Raw genomic sequence first — 21,164 nt, 5'->3', positions numbered from 1 at the left:
TCTCGGTGGGTCGCGGCACCTCGGTGGTCCGGCCCTCGGGGCGCGGCGCGAACGGATCGGGCGCCGACGGCACGTCGGGCGTGGGCGTTTCGACGGAGTCGTCGGGGTTGGTCACGGCGCGCCTTTCGATCGGCTGTGCCGGCTGTCCGGCAGGCATGCGCTCATTGCGGTCGGCTTCCGAGCGGCGCCGACTCGTCGGCGGGGTCGAGGGTGTCGTGCTGCGTCAGCGCGTCCGGCCGGGTCAGCGCCGGTCCGGCCGCGAACAACCGGACGAGCGGCCACGGCGCCTGCCGCGCCTGCTTGGGCTGAACCCCCAGCGCCCGCAGCGTCTCGTCGTCGAACGCGATGCCGAAGCGCACGCCCTGATCGCTGATCCACCACAGCGACTCCCGGCTGGTGGCGTCCGGTGCGGCGCTGGTGGTCTGCACCAGGTTGGTGGCGCCGGGGCTCATGTACACCTGGTCGGCCTCCAGCCCGCCGGTCGAGGGGCCGCTCTTGACGAGTTGCAGGAGGTGATTCTCCGACGACACCGGGATCGGCAGGCCCTTGCCGCTCAGCACGGTGGTCACCGCCGACCGGTCGGTGGACCCTTTCGCCCAGGACACGCAGGTCACCGGGTTGGCGACGGTGTCGACGAACTGCAGCCGGGTGGTGGGGTAGTAGTCGACGGGCAGGCTCTGCACCACCGGGACCTTCGCCAGCCGGTCGGGGGTGACCTCGATGGGCAGCAGATCGCCCTGCGAATCGGCCGTCCGCAGCAGCGACGCGACCAGCGGGGACACCCGCTGCACGCCGTTTTGCAGCAGCACGTAGAACTGGCTGCTGTTGCTCTGCAGGTCGCGTACCGAGAGCACCGAGCCGACGCGGGCGTCGGGCGCGACGTCCCAGCGCGACGGGCCGCCGGCGCCGGGGACCGCCGGGGTCGACAGCGGTTCGGTGGCCGGCAGGGCGTCGTAGAGGGCCGTGGAGATCTCGATGGGCTCGGGCGCCCCGGAGTCGAGGCCCAGCGCCAGGGTCACCGCCTGGTTCGACAGGTCGATCTGCGATCGCTGACCGCCCCAGATCACGTAGTCGTTGTCGCCGTGGCGGACCAGCACCGCCTTCGGCGGCTCCAGCGGCAGCGTCCGCGCGCCGAGCGTCAACGTGCCCCCGATGGCCGTCACCACCGGCGGCGCCGAGATGTTGGGGCCCGGGGCGGTGTCGCAGACCGCCCACTGCGAGGCGTCGCCGGTCCGCATCGGCATGACGGGCGGGGCGCCGGCGATGCCGACGGTGGGGCCCTGCGGGTATTTCGCCAGCTCCGCGGACTTCACGAAGGTCGGGTTGGCGGCCTGCCCCGCGATGAGCCGTGCGCTCACCAGGTTCAGCGCCGGATGCAGCCGGCCGTCCACCAGGACGTAGGTGGCCCCGGTGTCGCGGTCGGCGAGGATGCTCGACTGCCCGACCTGACCCGCCGGCTTGAACCAGGACAGGACGAACATCAGCGCCGTGGCCAGGACCGCGAACACGAAGCCCAACAGCAGCGAGGCCCGCTGCCGCTGCACCGGATCGAACTCCATGCGCACACCGTGGTGCGACAGCGCGGCGGCAGTGCGCCGTTGCCAGAAGAAATGGGCGGACACCTGCAATCCGCTGGCCAGGTTGAGAGCCACGGTTGCCTACTTTACTGACGGCGCGGTCGTGTGCTGACCGCGTATTGCGGCGCTGAGCCGACCCGGAAAATCATTTGCTGTCACAAATATCGCAGAGATGTTCGGGGGGCGTTCACCGGACAAGGCGCGGCGCCCCGATGATCTTCGCCAAATCGTCGCGCAAGCCGGCCGCCGACGTGGGCCAGATACTGGTCCAGCGCGATCCGTCGGCGCCGGCGGTGTAGGTGACGGTGACCCGGCCGTGCTCGGTGTCGACCACCGTCAGCACCGTCGGATGGACGTGATCGGTGATGCCGTGGTCGATCACGGTGACGACGCCCATCGCCGAGGTGTCCATCCGGATCGCCGCGGCGACCACCGCGATCTGGTCGGGGGAGAGGCCGAGCCGCGCCAGGGCGGTCGCGACGATCCGGGGATCCTGGTTGTACGTCTCGGTCAGCGCATGCTGCAGTGCGTCGGTCGGCAGGTTGATGCCGTCGATGGGCGCCGGTGCGCCGGGCCCGAAGGCATGGATCACCGCCTCGGAGACCAGCGCGACCTGGTGCTCGCGGTGCGGTGTCTCGCCGACCGGCGCCACCACCACCTCGTCGCCGAAGCGGGCGATGGACGCCAGCCAGCGGTCCCGCATGCACACCGACATGGTGCGCTCCTGCACGAAGCCGCCACCGGGAACGCCTGCGTCCGCCGCGGCGGGGCTGCGGATGGCGACCACCACCTCGCGGTCCGGCCGGCCGATCACCGCCATCCAGTCGCGGACCGCCTCGTCGACGCGGCCGTGCTCGTCGATCACCCCGGCCGCGACCAGCGAGGCGTATTCGACGGTCTCGGTCAGCGGGCGTTCACCGGCGAGGGTGACGACCGTCGGCCCGGCGTCCACCGACGGGATGTAGGGCCGAAGCCGCATCGAGATCGGCATCGACTCGATGCCCAGCAGCGATTGCAGCACCCAGACACCGGACGGTGTGGTGGTGAGATCGGCCATCGCGCCATCCTTTCGGGCTCGGGACCATTCGGACACGAAACAGGGGAGGCCGGCCGGCCTCCCCTGCCTCGCGCTGCCGAAGAAGCGGTCAGAACCCGAACGACTGCGCCGCGGCGGCGTCGGTGCCGATCATGTCCTGGTGGGCGGTGTCGACCACGCTGGCGTGCCGCCGGATGACCTCCTGGCCGGAGTTGATGCCGTCGTTGATGGTCATCTGCGCCTGGGTGAAGGCGTCGCCACCCTGGGAGGTGAAGAACTCCTGGATGCCGTTGAGCACGTTCTGCGCCTGGCCGCGCACGTCTTCGAGCTGCGAGCTGGCCTGGGTGACCGCGTGCACGTAATCGGGCAGCGCGGAGGGGCTGTATTCGAACAATCCATCGGGCATATCAGTCAGGTCCTTTCGATCACATGCTCTGGGAAACGCTGGCGATGGTGCTCTGCGAGCTCTCTTCCTGCTGCTCGTACCGGTCGGCCGCGGCGCGCAGCGTCTGGATGAGCTCGCCCCACTGCGTCGTGAGCTTGGTCTGCGCGTTGTGGATTTCCTCGGCGGCGTTGATGTTGGCCGCGGCCGCCGCGCCCTGCCAGGCGCCGGGCGCCATGACGTCGTGCGAGGCGTTCAAATAATTCTGGAGCGTGCCGGTCGCCTGATCGCGCAGGCTTTCCAAATTCTGGGCTGCGGCCCGCAGCTCGTTTACGCCGACTTTCAAAGCCATGTCATTTCCCCTCGGTCATTGGTGTTTGCGGGATGTTCAGCAGTCTATGGGGCATCGGATGGGTGTCGATGCACGAATTTCTCGACGATCAATCGCTTCGCCGCGGCGCGGACGTCAGCTGGACCGTCCGGCCTCCGGAGCTGTCGCGATCGCGGTCGTCGCGTGCCGCGTGCGGCGGCGGCGCCCCGTAGAGGCCGCCGGTGCCGCCGGCGCCCATGCCGCCGCCACTGGGGGTCACCGACGACGCGACCTCCGGCACCGCGGCCCCGCCGCCCCAACCCTGCGGCAACTTGGGCGGGCCGGGCGCGTTGAAGCTGCCGGTGGGCTTGGTGTAGGCCGACATCATGGCGCTGCCGGCGGCCCCCATGCCACCGCCGCCGCCGAGACCGCCCGCGCCGGCTCCCGACGCGGCCGCCAGCGTCGGATCGAGCCCGGTGCCGCCCACCTCGGCGACCTGGGTGGCGTCGTCCGCCCCAGCGGCACCCATGCCGTTCATCATCGGGCCGAGCATCCCGGTCATCATCTGCGGGAACTGGCCGAGCAGCTGCGGGAACTGGCCGAGCATCTGCATCGGCTGCATCATCATCTGCGGGATCTGCGCCATCTGGCCCATCAGCTGCGGCGCCATGCTCGCCATGGACTGCGCCGGCGACGCCGCCGCCTGCACGCCGGACTGGCTGCCGCTGGTGGCCTCGTTGACGCCCTGCAAGCCGGCCTGCATCCCGGCCTTGGCCGCACCACTGGCCACCGCCTCGCCCACGGCGGCGGCCTGCGCGGCCGGACCCGCCGGGTTGGCCGTCAGCGGAGCCGGCGGCGGCGGGACCCCGAGCTGCCCGATCACGGTCATGACCGCACTCTCGTACGCCGACATCGTCGCGGCGTTCGACGTCCAGAAGTGGCCGAAGTACTCGGTGTCGAGGGCGACGATCTCCGGCGTGCGGAACCCGAGGAAGTTCGTGGCCACCGCCGACGCCTGCGCCGTGCGGTTCGTGTTGCACGCCGGCACGGGGATCATGGCCGAGTTCGCGGTGTTGTACGCCTCCACCAGCGCCAGCGCGGACGCCGCGGACTGCTCGACCCACCCCGTCAGAGCCTCCAGCGCGGCCACGTACGGTGCGGCGGTCCCCAGCATCGCCAGGCTGCCGGCACCCATCCAACCGGTGGCGGCGGTGCCGGTCGCCGTCGACATCATCTGCGCGCCCTCGGCGGCCAGCGCCGCAGCCAAGCCCTGGTACGCCGTCGCCGCGGCCGATGTGCTGGCGGCGTGATCACCGGTCATCAACTGACCGGCGTTGACCTCAGGTGGCTGCGCTCCCCACTGCCCCGGCATGACCTACGGCGCGATGGCGGCGGTCGCGGCGCTGATGCCCTCGACCGCCGAGTAGGTGGCACCGCTGCTGCCGACGGCGCCCGCGAACAGCTCGCGCATCGCGACGTACTCCGTCAGGATGCCGGTGGTGGCGGCGCCGCGGGCGTTGAGGGCGGCGGCGGCCATGGCCGACGCGGTGTCGGCGCCGGCCGGCAGCACCGCGCTGATCGCGGGGGCGGCGGCGGCTGCGGCGGCGGCCATGGTGGCCGCGCCGGCGGACTCTTTGCCGGCTGCCGCGGCGAGCGCAGGCGAATCGACGAGGATGGTCATTGGTCCCTCCCGACCTGAGAAAGTGGTGTCTCGAGTGTAAGGGCGTCCCGGAGGCGCCCACTACCCGAAATCGGTAATTACACAGCTGCCGGTGATGTTTGCGGTGTCGGCGAGCCGGGGAAAGTCGGCGGGCTGCTCCACGCGATCAGTGCCCCGGTGGTGCCCGAGCGCGTGAAGAAGATCGCTTTGCCAGGACGCTGCGGCTCCGCGACGATGTCCCCCACGATCTTCCCGGCGTCGCGTCGGCCGTCGAGGATCAGGGTGGGCGCCAGCGAGGCCCGGAGCTTGCCGAGCAGCGAGTTGCCGATGGCCACCTGGTTCCAGTTGGCGACGGCCGTCGCGGCCAGCACGTGCAGGCCGGTGTCGCGGGCCTGCTCGATGTGCGGCGCCAGCGCCATGAGCGGGTTGTCCATCATCGGCCACACCCCGGCGTCGTCGACCACGACGAAGATCTCCGGTCCCGACCAGAACTTCTTGGTCATCATGTCCTGCTGCGACGTGCCGGGCGGCGGCTGCCGGGCGTCGAGTTCGGCAACCACCGAGCGGACCGCCTCCTTGATGGCCGTCTGCGTGTAGGCGTATTCGCGCAAGTGTGCGCCCTGCACGACGCCGAGCAGGGTGCGCCGCGGATCGAGCACGACGATGCGGGCCTCGTCGGGATGGTAGGTCGAGGTGATCGCCTGGCACATGACGCGCAGGAAGTTGCTGCGTCCCGAGCGCGGGGCGCCGACGGCGACGGCGTGCGGGTGGTCGACAAGGTCGAGGTAGGCCGGTCCGAGATCGACCTCGGACAGCCCGAACGCCAGCAGACCCTTGCGGCTGTCCGCGAGCCGGGCGACCTCCTCGAACGGAACGGACTCCGGCAGCCGGCTGACGGTCGCGGCCTTCTGCACGCCCGACACCGCGGCCACGACGGCCCCCACCTCGCGGGCGCCGACCCGGCCGCCGGGGCGTTCCCCGAGCTCCGGCACACCGATCAGCAGGTGCATGCCGGCCTTGGTGATCCCGCGGCCGGGAATGTTCTTGGGGACCTTCTTGGCGAGCTGGCGGTCCATCTCCGAATCGCTCGGATCGGTGAGCCGCAGCTCGATGCGGCTGGTCGCGAGCGGTTTGAGCGCCTGCTTGAAGCCCTGCAGATAGCTCGTGTGGGAGACGACGACGTGCACGCCGTAGCTCAGCTGGCGGCTCAGCGCCACGATCTGGTCGACGTACTGCGGGTACTCCGCGGCGAACGTCGCCCACCCGTCGATCACCAGCACGACGTCGCCGCCGGCAATCGGCACGGCGTTCGGCTGCGGCCCGGCCCCGGTCTGGTGGTCGCGGCCGAACTTGATCCGCCGCACCTCGTCCATGTCGAGGCCCGTGCGCGCGAACGTCGCCTCGCGTTCGGCGACGATGCCCTGCACCGACGCGATGATCCGGCCGACGCCTTCCCGGTCGAGCGCCGGGGCCAGGCCGGCGACGTGCGGCAGCGAGGCGGCCGCGGCGAGGCTGGGCCCGCCGGCGGCGATGCAGTAGAACTGCACCCGCTCCGGGCGGTAGGTGAGCGCGGCGGTGGTCATCATCGTCACCAGCGTGGTGGTGACACCCGACTGCGGCGCCCCGATGACCAGCGCATTCGATGTCAGCAAGTCGATGTGGTGGACGTCTTGCCGGTGCTGGCGGGGCCGGTCCTCGATGCCGACCGGGAAGGCCAGCCCCGGATTGTCGCCGTAGTCGACGTCCCACGGCTTGCCGCGCGAGAGCCGCACCAGCTCGTCGGCCGGGGCGGGTGAGACCAGCGGCGGCAACCACAGCTGCCGGGGCGGCCGGGCGCCGGTGGCCTTCAACGCCTTGACGACGGTGTCCACGACGGTCGGCGGCAGCTCACCGGGCGCCGCCGCCGCCGCCGGCGGCTCGACGTGCCCGTTGCCGCGCTGCCCGTTGCCGGCGTGACCATTGGCGTTCTGACCACCCGGCTCGGGGTGGGCCAGCAACCCGTCCTCGTCGTCGGCGGCGGTGGCGGTGAACGGCCGCGGCGTGAACCACGTGCCGGCGGCCGCGACGGGCGCCGGGCCGCTCTCGGACGGGGGGATGAACGGCGCCGACGAGTAGAACGCGCGGAACTCCCGCGGCGGCCGCTGGCCTTCGCGCAGGTACCCGGTGCCCTCCTTGCCCTTCTCGGGCAGATGCGCCGCGATCGTCGAGCCGATGGCCTCGCGGGAGTCTTCTTCGGTGCCGGTGCGCAGCGCCATGAAGAAGCCGATCAGGCTGCGGATCTTCTGCAGCCGATGCACGTCGACGGTCTGCCCCGCGAGCTGCAGGAACACGTGCAGCGAACGGCCCTGCCGCACGATGCGCCAACACAGGTCGATGAACTTCGGGCCGAGCTCGCTGCCGAACAGCTCCTGGTACTCGTCGATGATGACCACCAGCCCGGGGACCGGCTCGAGCGACGGATCGATCATCCGCTTCTCGTTGTAGACGTTGAGGTCCTTGCAGTTGGTCGCCGCACACAGCGCGCCGCGGCGGTCCAGCTCGCCCTCGAGCGCTTCGAGCATCCGCTCGACGAGGTGGATCTCGTCGCCCAGGTTGCTGACGCTGGCCACCACGTGCGGGAACTCCTCCAGCACGATGCCGGCCGACTTCATCTTCCAGTCCAGGAACGCGACGTTGACGGTCTCCGGCGAGTGCGTCAGCGCCAGCGACATCACCTCGGTGATGATCGTCTCCGACTTGCCGGAGCCGGAGAACCCGATCAGCACCGAGTGCATGCCCATGCCGTACTGGGACGTCTCCTTGAGGTCGAGCTCGACGACCTCGCCCGACGGGTCGAGCCCGATCGGGAAGCGCATCCACTGCCGCCCCTGCGTGCGCCGCGCCGACCACAGCCGGTCCACGTCCAGCACGCGGGCGTCGCGGATGCCGAGCACCTCGAGCAGGTCGCGCGCCGGTCCGTCGGTGCTGACGGTGGACGCCGACCCGACCGGCCGCCACGACGACACCGCGCGGGCGAACCGCTCCGCCTCGGCGAGGCTCATCGAGTCCGCGACGGCGTAGAACGCGTCGTCGAGGTCCTCGGGCGGGGCCGCGGCGCCGGTGACGCGCGGTGCGTACGCGCCGGTCACGGGCGGTACCCGCCGGCCCGCTTGCGCAGCACGCCGGCGCGCAGGTGATAGGTGTGTTCGGGGTCGAAGCCGACGCCCACGCCGGGCGACGGCGCCAGCCGCACGAAGCACACCCGGCCGACGCCGCGCTTGCCGGTGACACCGGCCCACTCCTCGGCCGTGCCGCAGTGGTCGTCGATGGTCACCCACAGCGGCGGCGCCGACGGATCCGGGCCGCCGTGCAGCCCGCTGGCCGGCGGCAGCCACTCCTTGCGATCGAGCAGGTCATCGCCGGCGAAGCTCTCCAGTTCGCCCGGCGAGCCGAACACCAACCGGCGCTCACCGCAGCCGTCGCGGGCGTCGGCGCTCTGGCAGTGTGGCAGCCACTTCACCCAGTCCCAGTGCGCCGGCGCCGACGACACCACCATGATCTGCAGGTGCGCCGGACTGTGGAACGCCGCCAGCTGGCACACCATGGCGCGCGCCACGCCCCGCAGCGCGTCCATCTCGCCCACCAGCGACATGCCCGGCGTGCGCTCGAGCCACACGACGCGCGCCATGTCCGGCACGTGCCGCTGCTCGAGCAGGAACTTGCGCAGCGCGTGTCCGGTGGCGGGTTCGATCTTCGACGCCGCCGGCACCTGCGGCTTGTCGATTGTCATCGCCAGCGACACCTTGCCGGTGCCCAGCCGGACCACACCGAACTCCGGATCGCCCGGTCGGCGCTCCCACATCCGGTCCGAGCCGGCCGCGCTCACCAGCTGTGACGGCGGCCAATGGCTGTGCGCGCGGTGCGCCCACTGTTTCTCGGCGGCGGCCTGCACTTCCTCCCGCACCTCGTCGAGGCGGGCGAAGTACTCGCGGCGGTACTGCTCCAGCTGGCTCCACGGCATGCGCTGCGACGCCCCGCGGCCGCGGAACAGCATGCCGCCCATGCTCATCAGCATGATCAGCGGGAAGATCGCGAACCCGGTGGCCAGCGAGCGTTGTCCGGAGACGTACATCGAGATGATGAACCCGAGCACGCCCACGATCAGGCCGATCGGCAGCACGATGCCCCAGATGCTGCGCGGCGGTGGCACCGGCGCGGCGATCGGGGCGTCGACGGCGATCTTGCCGCCGCCCACCTCGGGCGGCGGTGTCGGCGCAGGCGGAACGAACGGGCGCGTCGTCACCGGTCCACCTTAAGCCCGCGCGCGGCGCCGGTCAGGCGTCAATACGCGTCACGCCAGGACTCGCCCGCCACCTCGTTCGCGTCGGCGAGCAACCGCGCGATCTTGTTCTCCAGGCCTTCGTTGGTGAGCCGCGACGTCACCGAGGGGTGCAGCGACAGCGCGATCAGCCGGCCGTCGGAACCGAGGGTGAGCTCGACGTCGCCGTCGGGGTCGACGGCCTCGGTGCGCAGCCGCGCCAGCCGGTCCAAGAGCTCGTTGAGCCGCGCGTGCGTCTGGGCCAGTTCGGCCTGGCTGTAGCGGACCTTGTCGGCGTCGTCGAGTTCGTCGAACGCGGTCACGGCCCCTCTTCTCGCCGCGGCGGCAGCGTGATCCGCCGCACGGCCGGCCGCGCGCCTTCCTGCGCTGCGGCGTCGGCGGGGCTGTCGGCGGGGACGTCGTCGCGGGCGGGCCGCGATGCGGCCGTGGTGGCGATGCGGTCGGGCGTCACCCTGCCTGTCACCGACTCAGTATGCGGTTTGGCGGGCACGACGAGCTTCCGGTCCGCCGCCGCCCGGTTCTGGCCGTCGGGCGCGCCCTGCTGACCCTGGTTGAGCAGGCCCGGATGCATCATGCCGCCCATCGGTGTCGACGCCGTCCGGGCGCCGGACGCAGGGTCGGCGCCCGCCCCCGCGACCGGCCCGGTCGCTCCCATCGGGGTGGTCATCGCCGGGGGCGGGGAACCCGCGGTCGACGGCGTCACCGGCGGCAGGTTGACGGGCCCGCCACCGCCACCACCGACGCCACGGCCACTGCCACCGCCACCCCCGCCTTTGCCGGCGCCGCCACCGGTACCCGCCGCCGGCGAGGTGCCCACCCGTTTGGCGTCGAGCCCCGGCAGCTTGCTGCCGCCCAGGCCGCCGGCCATCCCGGTCATCGCCTGTGCCAGCCCCTGGCCGGTCTGCATCAGCGACTGCGGCAGCTGGCCCACCATGCCCACCGCGCCGCCCGCCATGCCGCCGACGGCGCCGAGCAGCTGCGGGAGCATCCCGACGAGCTGGCTCGAGAGCTGTCCCGACGGCTCCGGGCCGCCCGTCGCGGAGTCGCGTGGCCGGTCGGCGTCCCGCGCTGCGGGATCGCCGGGCCGGTCGGCGTCCGCCGCTGCGGTGGGCGCCTCGGCGGTGCCCGCCTCCGCGGCCGCGTGGTATTCGCCGCGGGCCTTGAGCGCCTGCTGCTGCAGCTCACCGAGCTTGGTGCGCAGCGCCGAGACGACCGGTGTGTGGGCGCCGCGCGCCGCGACGTTCGCCTGTTGCGCGAGCTCCAGCTGCTGCCGGGTATCGGCGAATTCCGCCGGCGACGGCACCACCGCCGACGTGGTCTGGTAGTGCCCGGCGTGGGTGCTGGCCTGCTGCGCCAAGCCTTCGGCGCGCTCGGCGAGGGTGGACAGCGCCTGGGCGCTGGACTGCAGCCGTTCGCCGGCGGCCTGGGTGCCGACGGGGCTGCTCCACAGTTCGGGCAGCTCGCCGAGCACGCCGCGGACGGTTTCGGCGGCACGGGTGGACGCGGCGGCGCGGGCCCGCCAGGTCGCGATGTAGCCGGCGCCGGCCGACGCCGAACCGGCCGCGAGCTGGGTGGCCACCGCCTCACCGTCGGCGATGACGGGCGGTGGCATCGCCGGCCGGACGTCGGGCGGCAGCGCCGGCAGCGGCGCCAGCGGATTGAACGTCGTGATGCCCGCGCCGGACAGCGCGAGCCGCGCCGTGCGGGCGGCGTTCTGGTCCTCCGCCGAGGTGAACCCGCCGGCCAGCCCAGCGATGTGCTCGGCCAGCGACAGCAGCGACGCGGCCTGGCCGTTCATCGCGCCGAGCAGACCCGCACCGGCGCTGCTGAGCCTGGCCGCCGCGCCGGCCGAGGTCTCGTCGGCCGCCAGCGGCGGATGCACGTCGCCGCCGGGGATGACGAGCTGCAGCGCGGCGCCGAGCAGCCGCTGCGCCGCGTCGAGCAGTCCGGACGCCTCCACCCTCATGTCGTGCTAGATCTCCCGTAGGTTCCGCTCGGCCTGCGCCAGGTCGGCTTCGGTGGGCATGTCGTCCACCGGTATCTGGCTGCGCTCCAACGCTTGGCGGATCGCGAGCTGCCCCCGCAGGTAGGCCACGTCGTTGCAGGCCATGATGCGCCGGGCGATCTCGTGCGCCGGCAGGCGCATGGCCCCCTCCTCGATCTGCACGCCGAGAGTGTGGCCCTGCACCGCGACCCGGACGTAGACGAGGTTGTCCGGGGAGACGGCGTCGAACGATTCGGGCGTCATGACAGGCGCTTGGTGGCGGCGGCGTTGGCGTCTTCCTGCTCGGTGAACCTGGCGGCGGCCTGCCGCAGTGCGGTCGCCGCGGTGCGGTGCCGGGCCTCCTGGGCGGCGAAGGCCTCGTCGCGGCGCGCCACGGCGTCACGGACCGCCCGCTTGAAGCGGTGCATGATCGGCCCGTGGGTGGCGGCGGCGGCCAGGATGTCCTCGCCGGCACGCCGGGCGGCGGCGAGTTCGTCTGCGATCCGGTCGTGGGAGCCGGCGATCTTCAGCAGCGCCTCGGGGGTGACCCGGATGGTGCGGTCGGCCATGGCGGTCCTCTCAGCTCGCAGCGGGTCGCGTCGGCGGCGCGCCGGCCGGCGGATCGATCGGTCGCTCGGGCGGCTCGTCGGGCGCCGTGTCCTCGGGCGCGTCGTCGGCGGGCGGGTCGTGCGAATCGTCGGCCCGCGGCGGTTCGTCGGGGTCCGCGTCGGTCGCGTCGTCGCCGGCGGCGTCGCGGCGCGGTGTCGGATCACGCTCGTCGGCCACCCGCTCGTCGGCCACCCGCTCGTCGGCACCGCGCTCGTCGGCACCGCGCTCGCCGGCGGACCCGGCGGAGCCGAGGAGCTCCGAGGCCAGGCCGACCAGTGGTTGCGCGGCCGCGGTGAGCAGCGGCACCGGGTTCGCCGCGGCCGCCAGCCCACCCATCGCCTGCATCAGTCCCGACGCCAGCCCCGCCAGCGGCGACGCGGCGCCTGCCGCCGGGGCGGCGCCTGCGGCCGGGGCCGGGGACGCCGCCGGCGCCGGGTAGTCGCCGCCGAGCGCCGAGGTGAGGCGGGCCTGGTCTTCGTCGCGCAGGACCCCGTCGTCGACGATGCCGCGCAGTTCCCCGACCATGCCCCGCAGGAACAGCAACAGCTGGCGCTGGCCGGCGGGGGTGTCCAGCGCGGTCGCCGGGTCGTCGAGCAGTGCCCGCAGCCGCTGCTGCAGCTCGTGCAGCCGCTGCCGGCCGCCGTCGGTGACCGCGCGGGCCGACAGCAGCGCGTCGGCGAGCGCCGCGTCCGACGCCTGCAGGCCGCGGTAGCGCTGCGACAGGTCGGCGTGCAGGTCGGTGAGCGCCTCGCCGGCCCGGCCCTGCAGCGCGTCGACCGTCATCGGGCGAGCTCGCCGTCGCCCCCGGCCGCGAGCACGAAGGAGGTGGGTGCGTCGGGCGGGGTGGTGCCGAAGAGCTCGCCGGCATGCTCAAGCGCGGTCAGTACGTTGCTGAGTTCTGCGGCAACGCGTGCGTCCACCGGGTGCTCCCTTCCGTTGCGTCAACCCTAACGCTGCGCGCGCGGCCTGCTCAGCACCGTTTTCGGCGCAGCGGTCAGAACAGCCCGCCGACGCCGTCCGCCAGCTCCCGGGCCTGCTGCTGTTGATCGCTCAGCAGCTGCTGCTGGCGCCGCACCAGCGCGAGCACGGCGGTGAGGACGGCCCGTTCGGCGGCGGGCGAGTCGGCGAGCGCGCCGAGGTCGCTGAGCCGGTCGATGCTGTCGAGCAGCGCCGCGGTGGACGCGCCGCCCGTCGCCTGCAGCTCGGCGGCCTGCGCGAACGCGGCGGAGAGCCGGCTCTCTGCGGCGGCGAACATCTCCAGGTCGGCGGGGTGCAGGCCGGCGACGTCGCCGAAGTTCTCCAGCGCGGTGCCGGACATGTCGGCGGCGCGGGACTGTTCGGAGCGCACGGCGTCGGCGGCCGCGGCGAGGTCGGGGCCGGCGTCGCGCGGGACGGCCGGCTCGGGTGCATACAGCGACTGGGCGCGCGTCAGCACCTCGGCGACGTCGTTCACGACCTGTCGGCGACCCACCGACCCAGTATCGGCCACCGCGGCGCGGCGTCACGCACCAATCGCGGCGAGCAGTTCGGTGACCGCGGCGACGTCGCCGTCCGACGCCGGCCGGCCCTCCTCGATGGCGGTCACCGTCTCGGTGGGCACGCCGGCCGCGGCCGCGAGCTCGGGGGCGGTGAGGTTGGCGCGGCGCCGGGCGGCGTAGAGCCGGGGACCGAGCGGCGCGTCGGGCAGCGCGGCGACGCGAAAGACCAGGGCGTCGTGCGTGGTGCGCACCGCGCTGAGCGCTTTCACGACGGCGGGCGTCCCGCGGCTGCGGCGCGCGGCGCGGGCCACGACCGTCTCGAGCTTGCGCAGGTCCGCGACGATCACGGTCGCCCGGTCGAGGAACGCGGGGTCGGTGTCGGCGGGCAGCGCCTCGACCGCCGCGGTGAACGTCTTGAGCGCGACGTCGACGGCGCCGACGATCAGGGCGGCCTCGCCGTCGTCGGCGGCGGTCTCCGCGGCCGCGCCGGGCACCGCTCCGCCGTACCGTATCTTCGCTATGGTTCCGGGCGGCCACTGCAGCACTTCTTCGAGCTTCGCCCGCGTCCGTTCCCGCGGCCAGCTGCGGCCCTTCTCGAACGAGATCAGCGCGCCGGCGTTGATGATCTTGTATTTCGCCAGGTTGCGCTGCTTGATGTCCAGCTCACGCCGTCGAGCGGCGACCGCGGCACCCGCTCGGGCGATGCCCGGGTCCTCGGACACCTCGCCGTCGGCCGTCACCTGATCAGTGTAGCCAGCGACCCGGCTCGCCTCGGTCTTCGACGCTTACGCCGGCGGCGTGCTGCCAAAGCGTTGCGGTGCTACGGATTGAGCGCTACAGTTCTGCACATCGCCGGATCCGCCGGCTATCCGACCGCTAGGAGCTTCCGATGACCTTGGCGCTGAGCCCGGACACCATCGTCAATTCGTTGGCCGATTCGCCCGTCGGCGCCTGCACGCAGGATCCGGACCGCTGGATGGAGGCCACGGACGACAGCACCAAGGCGGTGTGCCGCGCCTGCCCCCGCCGCTGGCTGTGCGCTCGGGAAGCGTGCGAGATCCCGGGCGCGCAGGGCATGTGGGCGGGGATCCACATCCCCGAAGGCGGCCGCGGCCGCAACCACGCACTGCGGCAATTGCGCTCCCTCGCGGAGCGGGGCGGGTATCCCGTCCGTTCGTGAGGAGTCCCGACGGGGCCGTGACCACGGCGCTTCGGCGCTGTCGAGGGGTGGTCACGGCCCCGTCGTCGTGTCCGGCGCCGGCCCTCGCGGTCGAAGCGGGCGGGGCAGCGTAGCTTAGGACCGACTAAGTTGGCATGTCAGCCACTGTTTGACATATCGTTTTGACCACTTGTCGCGACCGGACAGGAGCGCCGTGCAACGCCGCACGTCGACACCCGAAACCGCACAGCTCTGACAAGTCCATCGGGGCTCGCAACGGCGCGCGCTCCGAGCGGATTCCCGGTGGCGATAGACCAGCTTCTCTGAAGGGTCAGGTCGGTATGAAGCCCAGCAAGAACGGGCTGTACAACCCCGCTTACGAGCACGACGCGTGCGGCGTGGCGATGGTGGTCGACATGCACGGTCGCCGCAGTCGCGACATCGTCGAGAAGGCCATCACCGCGCTGCTGAACCTCGAGCACCGCGGCGCCCAGGGGGCCGAGCCCAACACCGGCGACGGCGCGGGCATCCTGATCCAGGTCCCCGACGAATTCCTGCGTGCCGTCGTCGACTTCGACCTTCCGCCGCTGGGCAGCTACGCCACGGGTATCGCGTTCCTGCCGCAGTCGTCCAAGGACGCCGCGATGGCTTGCTCGCAGGTCGAGAAGATCGTCGAGGCAGAGGGCCTGCAGACGCTCGGCTGGCGCGAGGTGCCCACCGACGAATCCTCGCTGGGCGCGCTCGCCCGCGACGCGATGCCGACCTTCCGGCAGCTCTTCGTCGCCGGCGCCGAGGGCATGGACCTCGAGCGCCGCGTCTACGTGGTGCGCAAGCGCGTCGAGCACGAGCTGGGCACCAAGGGACCCGGCCAGGACGGGCCGGGCCGCGAGACCGTCTACTTCCCGAGCCTGTCGGGGCAGACCTTCGTCTACAAGGGCATGCTCACCACGCCGCAGCTCAAGGCGTTCTACCTCGACCTGCAGGACGAGCGGGTCGCCAGTGCACTCGGCATCGTCCACTCCCGGTTCTCCACCAACACCTTCCCGTCGTGGCCGCTCGCGCATCCCTACCGCCGGGTCGCGCACAACGGCGAGATCAACACCGTCACCGGCAACGAGAACTGGATGCGGGCCCGCGAGGCGCTGATCGACACCGACCTGTTCGGCCACGGCGGCGTCGAGAAGCTCTTCCCGATCTGCACACCCGGCGGCTCCGACACCGCGAGGTTCGACGAGGTGCTGGAGCTCTTGCACCTGGGCGGACGCAGCCTGCCGCACGCGGTGCTGATGATGATCCCGGAGGCGTGGGAGCGCAACGAGTCGATGGACCCGGCGCGCCGCGCGTTCTACGAGTACCACGCCTCGCTGATGGAGCCGTGGGACGGGCCGGCGTCGGTGTGCTTCACCGACGGCACCGTGGTCGGCGCCGTGCTCGACCGCAACGGCCTGCGGCCGTCGCGCATCTGGGTCACCGACGACGGCCTGGTGGTCATGGCGTCGGAGGCCGGTGTGCTGGACCTCGACCCCGCCACGGTGGTGCGCCGGCTGCGCCTGCAGCCCGGCCGCATGTTCCTCGTCGACACCGCGCAGGGCCGCATCGTCTCCGACGAGGAGATCAAGGCAGGGCTAGCCGCCGAGCAGCCCTACCGCGACTGGCTCGACGGCGGGCTCGTTCCGCTCGGCGAGCTGCCGCAGGGACCGTACGTGCGGATGCCGCACCACCGGGTCGTGCTGCGCCAGCAGGCCTTCGGCTACACCTACGAGGAGCTGAACCTGCTCGTCGCGCCGATGGCCCGCACCGGCGCCGAACCCATCGGCTCGATGGGCACCGACACGCCCATCGCGGTGCTCTCGCAGCGGCCGCGGATGCTGTTCGACTACTTCCAGCAGCTGTTCGCGCAGGTCACCAACCCGCCGCTCGACGCGATCCGCGAAGAGGTGGTGACCAGCCTGCAGGGCACCCTCGGCCCCGAGGGCGACCTGCTGAACCCCGACGCCGACTCGTGCCGGCAGATCATCCTGCCGCAGCCGATCCTGCGCAACCACGAGCTGGCCAAGCTCATCAACCTCGACCCCGACCAGGAGGTGGGCGGCCGGCGGCACGGATTGCGCAGCAAGGTGATCCGCTGCCTGTACCCGGTGGCCCAGCGCGGCGCCGGCCTGCGGGCCGCGCTGCACGACGTGCGCCGGCAGGTGTCGGCCGCCATCGACGAGGGCGCCCGCATCATCATCCTGAGCGATCGGGAGTCCAACGAGCGCTATGCGCCGATCCCGTCGCTGTTGGCGGTCGCGGCCGTGCACCACCACCTGGTGCGCGAGCGCAGCCGCACCAAGGTCGGCCTCGTCGTCGAAGCCGGCGACGCCCGCGAGGTGCACCACATGGCGGCGCTGGTGGGCTTCGGTGCGGCGGCGATCAACCCGTACCTGGCGTTCGAGTCCATCGAGGACATGCTCGACAGAGGCGTGCTCGGCGCCGCCGGCGAGGCACCGTCGACCATCGACCGCGAAACCGCGCTGCAGAACTACATCAAGGCCGCCGGCAAGGGCGTGCTCAAGGTGATGTCGAAGATGGGCATCTCGACGCTGGCGTCCTACACCGGCGCCCAGCTGTTCCAAGCCATCGGCATCAGCCAGCAAGTGCTCGACGAGTACTTCACCGGGCTCTCCTGCCCCACCGGCGGGATCGAGCTCGACGACATCGCCGACGACGTCGCCGCCCGCCACAACCTGGCGTACCTGCACCGGCCGGAGGAGCGCGCACACCGCGAGCTCGAGGTCGGCGGCGAGTACCAGTGGCGCCGCGAGGGCGAGTACCACCTGTTCAACCCGGACACGGTGTTCAAGCTCCAGCACGCCACCCGCACCGGGCAGTACTCGATCTTCAAGGAGTACACCCGCCTTATCGACGACCAGAGCGAGCGCATGGCCTCGCTGCGCGGGCTGCTGCAGTTCAAAGACGGTGTGCGCAAGCCGATCCCGATCGACGAGGTCGAGCCGGCCAGCGAGATCGTCAAGCGGTTCTCCACCGGCGCGATGAGCTACGGGTCGATCAGCGCCGAGGCGCACGAGACGCTGGCCATCGCGATGAACCGGCTCGGTGCCCGGTCGAACTCGGGCGAGGGCGGCGAGGACGTCAGCCGCTTCGAGCGCGACGAGAACGGCGACTGGCGCCGCAGCGCGATCAAGCAGGTGGCGTCGGGCCGCTTCGGCGTCACCAGCCACTACCTGAGCAACTGCACCGACATCCAGATCAAGATGGCCCAGGGCGCGAAACCCGGTGAGGGCGGCCAACTTCCGGGCCACAAGGTGTACCCGTGGGTGGCCGAGGTGCGGCACTCGACGCCGGGCGTCGGCCTGATCTCGCCGCCGCCGCACCACGACATCTACTCGATCGAGGATCTGGCGCAGCTGATCCACGACCTGAAGAACGCCAACCCGCAGGCCCGCGTGCACGTCAAGCTGGTCTCCGAGAACGGCGTGGGGACGGTGGCCGCCGGCGTCTCCAAGGCGCACGCCGACGTGGTGCTGATCTCCGGCCACGACGGCGGCACCGGCGCGACGCCGCTGACCTCGATGAAGCACGCCGGCGCGCCGTGGGAGCTCGGCCTCGCCGAGACCCAGCAGACGCTGCTGCTCAACGGCCTGCGCGACCGGATCGTGGTGCAGGTCGACGGCCAGCTCAAGACCGGCCGCGACGTGATGATCGCGACGCTGCTCGGCGCCGAAGAGTATGGCTTCGCGACTGCACCGCTGGTGGTGTCCGGCTGCATCATGATGCGCGTCTGCCACCTCGACACCTGCCCGGTGGGCGTCGCGACGCAGAACCCGGTGCTGCGGGCGCGATTCAACGGCAAGCCCGAGTTCGTGGAGAACTTCTTCATGTTCATCGCCGAGGAGGTGCGGGAACTGCTGGCGCAGCTCGGGTTCCGCACCATCAACGAGGCGGTGGGCCAGGTCGGCGCACTGGACACCACCCGGGCGGCCGAGCACTGGAAGGCCCGCAAGCTCGACCTGCGGCCGGTGCTGCACGAGCCCGAGTCGGCGTTCATGAACCAGGACTACTACTGCAGCTCGCGCCAGGACCACGGCCTGGACAAGGCGCTCGACCAGCAGCTGATCGTGATGAGCCGCGAGGCGCTCGACTCGCAGACGCCGGTGAAGTTCTCGACGACCATCTCCAACGTCAACCGCACGGTGGGCACCATGCTCGGCCACGAGCTGACGAAGGCCTACGGCGGGCAGGGACTTCCCGACGACACCATCGACATCACGTTCGACGGGTCGGCCGGCAACAGCTTCGGCGCCTTTGTGCCCCGCGGCATCACGCTGCGGGTGTTCGGCGACGCGAACGACTATGTGGGCAAAGGACTCTCGGGCGGCCGGCTGGTGGTGCGGCCGTCGCGGCAGGCGCCGCCGTCCTACGTCGCCGAGGAGAACATCATCGGCGGCAACGTCATCCTGTTCGGCGCCACCAGCGGTGAGGCGTTCCTGCGCGGCGTCGTCGGTGAGCGGTTCGCGGTGCGGAACTCCGGCGCCCACGCGGTCGTCGAAGGCGTCGGCGACCACGGCTGTGAGTACATGACCGGCGGCAAGGTCGTGATCCTCGGGCCGACCGGGCGGAACTTCGCCGCGGGCATGTCCGGCGGCGTGGCCTACGTCTATGACCCCGACGGCGCATTCCCCGCGCAGCTGAACACCGAGATGGTGGACCTCGAGCCGCTCGACGCCGAGGACGCGCAGTGGCTGCGCGAGATCCTCGGCAAGCACGTGGCGGCCACCGATTCCGCGGTCGGGCAACGAATCCTGCGAGGCGGGGGCGACGAACTGAAGCATTTCGTGAAGGTGATGCCGCGCGACTACAAGCGGGTGTTGGCGGCGATCGCGGAAGCCGAACGCCGCGGCGCGGGCCCGGAAGAAGTGGCCGAGGCGATCATGGCGGCGGCTCGTGGCTGATCCGAAGGGCTTCCTGAAGTACACCGTCCGCGAGACCCCGCAGCGCCGGCCGGTGGACCTGCGGCTGCGCGACTGGCGCGAGGTGTACGAGGACTTCCCGCTCGACAAGCTGCAGACCCAGGCGGCTCGCTGCATGGACTGCGGCATCCCGTTCTGCCACAACGGCTGTCCGCTCGGGAACCTCATCCCGGAGTGGAACGACCTGGTCTACCGGAACCGCTGGCGCGAATCCATCGAGCGACTGCACGCGACCAACAACTTCCCGGAGTTCACCGGCCGGCTGTGCCCCGCCCCGTGCGAGGCGGCGTGCGTGCTCGGGATCAACCAGGACCCGGTGACCATCAAGCAGGTGGAGGTCGAGATCATCGACCACGCCTTCGACGAGGGCTGGGTGGTGCCGGTGTTGCCGGACCTGCGGACCGGCCGCACGGTCGCCATCGTCGGCTCGGGTCCGGCCGGGCTCGCCGCGGCCCAGCAGCTCACCCGCGCCGGTCACGACGTGACGGTGTTCGAGCGGGCCGACCGCATCGGGGGCCTGCTGCGCTACGGCATCCCCGAATTCAAGATGGAGAAGCGCCACATCGACCGGCGCCTCGACCAGCTGCGCGCCGAGGGCACGAAGTTCGTGACGAACTGCAACGTCGGTGTCGACATCACCGCCGACGAGCTGCGCGAGCGGTTCGACGCCGTCGTGCTGGCGGGGGGCGCCACCGCGTGGCGTGACCTGCCGATCCCCGGGCGCGACCTCGAGGGCATCCACCAGGCGATGGAATTCCTGCCGTGGGCGAACCGGGTGCAGCTCGGCGATCCGGTGCTGGGCGACGACGGCGAGCCGCCGATCACCGCCAAGGGCAAGCGCGTGGTGATCATCGGCGGCGGCGACACCGGCGCCGACTGCCTGGGCACCTCGCACCGCCAGGGCGCGGTGAGCGTACACCAGTTCGAGATCATGCCGCGGCCTCCCGAGAGCCGCGCGGAGACGACGCCGTGGCCGACGTATCCGCTGCAGTTCCGGGTGTCCTCGGCGCACGAAGAGGGCGGCGAGCGGGTGTTCTCGGTCAACACCGAACAGTTCTGCGGCGACGAGTCCGGCCACGTGTGCTCCCTCAAGGTGCACGAAGTCGTGATGAAGAACGGCAAATTCGAGAAGGTCGAGGGCTCGGACTTCGAGCTCGACGCCGATCTCGTGCTGCTGGCCATGGGCTTCGTCGGGCCGGAGCGCGAGGGCTTGCTGACCGAGCTGGGCGTCGACTTCACCGACCGCGGCAACGTGGCGCGCAACGACGACTTCGAGACGTCGGTGCCGGGTGTGTTCGTGGCCGGTGACATGGGCCGCGGGCAGTCGCTGATCGTGTGGGCGATCGCCGAGGGCCGCGCCGCCGCGGCTGCCGTCGACCGCTACCTGATGGGCGTGACGGCGCTGCCGGCGCCGATCAAGCCGACCGCCGCGCCGCAGCGGTAGCTCTCAACCTGTCGTCGAGGCTTTCGGCGCGTCGGCGGGTGTTTGCTTGGGCGAGGTGTTAAATGGTCGCGGGTGGGTAAGACGAGATAACGTAGTCACCCGCGTCAATAACGAATTGCTCGACCGCAGGAAGTGATCGCTGTGTATCACAACCCGATACCGAGAACCCGGGTGGGGCGTATGGCCTGGTCATTGCTTCGACACCCGATGAAGAGCCGAGAGTTCCCCGCCAGGCGC

Annotated in this window: 19 protein-coding genes; 3 read left to right on the top strand and 16 right to left on the bottom strand. The window is 71.7% G+C overall.

Annotation, left to right across the window (positions count from 1 at the left end; all coding sequences use genetic code 11):
• Window positions 1-161: 161 nt before the first annotated feature.
• The 16 genes from eccB to LV457_RS12155 form a co-directional block, all read right to left on the bottom strand.
• The gene (eccB, locus tag LV457_RS12230; RefSeq protein WP_232171434.1) at window positions 162-1,652 is read right to left on the bottom strand and encodes a type VII secretion protein EccB; all 1,491 of its coding nucleotides are present in this window, start codon (window positions 1,650-1,652) and stop codon (window positions 162-164) included.
• Between the two features lie 112 nt (window positions 1,653-1,764).
• On the bottom strand, window positions 1,765-2,634 hold the full coding sequence (locus LV457_RS12225; protein WP_232171433.1) for an ESX secretion-associated protein EspG: 870 nt from the start codon (window positions 2,632-2,634) through the stop codon (window positions 1,765-1,767).
• Between the two features lie 88 nt (window positions 2,635-2,722).
• Window positions 2,723-3,019 carry a WXG100 family type VII secretion target gene (locus LV457_RS12220; RefSeq protein ID WP_232171432.1) on the bottom strand — a complete coding sequence of 99 codons (297 nt, stop codon included), beginning with the start codon at window positions 3,017-3,019 and terminating at the stop codon, window positions 2,723-2,725.
• A 19-nt stretch (window positions 3,020-3,038) separates the two neighbouring features.
• On the bottom strand, window positions 3,039-3,347 hold the full coding sequence (locus LV457_RS12215) for a WXG100 family type VII secretion target (RefSeq protein ID WP_232171431.1): 309 nt from the start codon (window positions 3,345-3,347) through the stop codon (window positions 3,039-3,041).
• Between the two features lie 88 nt (window positions 3,348-3,435).
• Window positions 3,436-4,677, bottom strand: a complete 1,242-nt coding sequence (locus LV457_RS12210; RefSeq protein WP_255701656.1) for a PPE domain-containing protein — start codon at window positions 4,675-4,677, stop codon at window positions 3,436-3,438.
• A gap of 3 nt (window positions 4,678-4,680) precedes the next feature.
• A complete protein-coding gene (locus LV457_RS12205) occupies window positions 4,681-4,986 on the bottom strand; it encodes a PE domain-containing protein (protein WP_232171429.1) in 306 nt (101 codons plus the stop codon).
• Between the two features lie 77 nt (window positions 4,987-5,063).
• Window positions 5,064-8,093, bottom strand: coding sequence for a type VII secretion protein EccCb (gene eccCb, locus LV457_RS12200; protein WP_232171428.1), 3,030 nt, complete (start codon window positions 8,091-8,093; stop codon window positions 5,064-5,066).
• A complete protein-coding gene (locus tag LV457_RS12195) occupies window positions 8,090-9,247 on the bottom strand; it encodes a hypothetical protein (protein WP_232171427.1) in 1,158 nt (385 codons plus the stop codon). Before LV457_RS12195 ends, eccCb begins: the two co-directional genes overlap by 4 nt.
• A 38-nt stretch (window positions 9,248-9,285) precedes the next feature.
• Window positions 9,286-9,585, bottom strand: coding sequence for a DUF2710 domain-containing protein (locus LV457_RS12190; protein ID WP_232171426.1), 300 nt, complete (start codon window positions 9,583-9,585; stop codon window positions 9,286-9,288).
• Window positions 9,582-11,243 carry a PPE domain-containing protein gene (locus LV457_RS12185; protein WP_232171425.1) on the bottom strand — a complete coding sequence of 554 codons (1,662 nt, stop codon included), beginning with the start codon at window positions 11,241-11,243 and terminating at the stop codon, window positions 9,582-9,584. The genes LV457_RS12190 and LV457_RS12185 overlap by 4 nt, the downstream gene beginning before the upstream one ends.
• A gap of 12 nt (window positions 11,244-11,255) precedes the next feature.
• On the bottom strand, window positions 11,256-11,531 hold the full coding sequence (locus LV457_RS12180; RefSeq protein WP_232171424.1) for a DUF2694 family protein: 276 nt from the start codon (window positions 11,529-11,531) through the stop codon (window positions 11,256-11,258).
• The gene (locus LV457_RS12175) at window positions 11,528-11,836 is read right to left on the bottom strand and encodes a type VII secretion target (RefSeq protein WP_232171423.1); all 309 of its coding nucleotides are present in this window, start codon (window positions 11,834-11,836) and stop codon (window positions 11,528-11,530) included. The genes LV457_RS12180 and LV457_RS12175 overlap by 4 nt, the downstream gene beginning before the upstream one ends.
• Before the next feature lie 10 nt (window positions 11,837-11,846).
• The gene (locus tag LV457_RS12170; protein ID WP_232171422.1) at window positions 11,847-12,659 is read right to left on the bottom strand and encodes a DUF4226 domain-containing protein; all 813 of its coding nucleotides are present in this window, start codon (window positions 12,657-12,659) and stop codon (window positions 11,847-11,849) included.
• Window positions 12,656-12,796 carry a hypothetical protein gene (locus LV457_RS12165; protein ID WP_232171421.1) on the bottom strand — a complete coding sequence of 47 codons (141 nt, stop codon included), beginning with the start codon at window positions 12,794-12,796 and terminating at the stop codon, window positions 12,656-12,658. The genes LV457_RS12170 and LV457_RS12165 overlap by 4 nt, the downstream gene beginning before the upstream one ends.
• Before the next feature lie 74 nt (window positions 12,797-12,870).
• A complete protein-coding gene (locus tag LV457_RS20125) occupies window positions 12,871-13,347 on the bottom strand; it encodes a hypothetical protein (protein ID WP_305071243.1) in 477 nt (158 codons plus the stop codon).
• A 30-nt stretch (window positions 13,348-13,377) separates the two neighbouring features.
• Window positions 13,378-14,094, bottom strand: a complete 717-nt coding sequence (locus LV457_RS12155; protein WP_232171420.1) for a helix-turn-helix transcriptional regulator — start codon at window positions 14,092-14,094, stop codon at window positions 13,378-13,380.
• Between the two features lie 149 nt (window positions 14,095-14,243).
• Here LV457_RS12155 and LV457_RS12150 point away from each other — a divergent pair, with 149 nt between their 5' ends.
• The 3 genes from LV457_RS12150 to LV457_RS12140 all read left to right on the top strand — a co-directional run bounded on the left by LV457_RS12150 (window position 14,244) and on the right by LV457_RS12140 (window position 20,927).
• Entirely contained in the window at window positions 14,244-14,534 is a 291-nt protein-coding gene (locus tag LV457_RS12150) for a WhiB family transcriptional regulator (protein WP_232171419.1), read from the top strand.
• Window positions 14,535-14,854: 320 nt separating this feature from the next.
• Window positions 14,855-19,465 (top strand): glutamate synthase large subunit, encoded by a 4,611-nt coding sequence (gene gltB, locus LV457_RS12145; protein WP_232171418.1) that lies wholly within the window; start codon window positions 14,855-14,857, stop codon window positions 19,463-19,465.
• Window positions 19,458-20,927: a glutamate synthase subunit beta gene (locus tag LV457_RS12140; RefSeq protein WP_232171417.1), complete on the top strand. Its 1,470-nt coding sequence runs from the start codon at window positions 19,458-19,460 to the stop codon at window positions 20,925-20,927. Before gltB ends, LV457_RS12140 begins: the two co-directional genes overlap by 8 nt.
• The last annotated feature ends 237 nt before the right edge of the window (window positions 20,928-21,164 follow it).

Origin of the sequence: Mycobacterium sp. MYCO198283 (assembly GCF_021213805.1) — a bacterium.
Classification (GTDB): domain Bacteria; phylum Actinomycetota; class Actinomycetes; order Mycobacteriales; family Mycobacteriaceae; genus Mycobacterium.
This window is presented reverse-complemented; position numbering and strand designations above follow the sequence as displayed.